General features: G+C 67.8%; 1 protein-coding gene. It reads right to left on the reverse strand.

Annotation, left to right across the window (positions count from 1 at the left end; all coding sequences use genetic code 11):
* On the reverse strand, positions 1–366 hold a 366-nt coding region (locus IVB32_RS02340; protein WP_247409677.1), incomplete at its 3' end, for a CoA pyrophosphatase.
* Between the last annotated feature and the right edge of the window lies 1 nt (position 367).

Consider the following 367-nt stretch of genomic DNA (forward strand, 5'->3'; position numbering starts at 1 on the left):
CAGCCCGACCTCCTCCTCGGCCTCGCGCAGCGCCGCATCGAGCGGCGAGCGGTCGGTTGCGTCGATCTTGCCGCCGGGGAATGCGATCTGGCCGGCATGGTCGTTCAGATGCGCCGAACGCTGCGTCAGCAGAATGGTCGGCTCGGGATGATCGACCACCGCGATCAAGACCGCCGCCGGCCGCACCGGCTGCTCGCGCGCGATGATCTCGAGCATCTTGTCGGTGCCGGGATCGCCCGAGGCCGGAATGATGTTGGGATCGTAGAGGCCGGGCGGAACGTCGAAGCCGAGCCGCGCGGCGGAGCGGGCGAAGAAATCCGCCGCACCGATCACGGCGGGATCGTTCCTGGAGATAGGCTTGTTCAAA

Origin of the sequence: Bradyrhizobium sp. 23, from assembly GCF_023073295.1 — a bacterium.
Lineage (GTDB): Bacteria > Pseudomonadota > Alphaproteobacteria > Rhizobiales > Xanthobacteraceae > Bradyrhizobium > Bradyrhizobium canariense_D.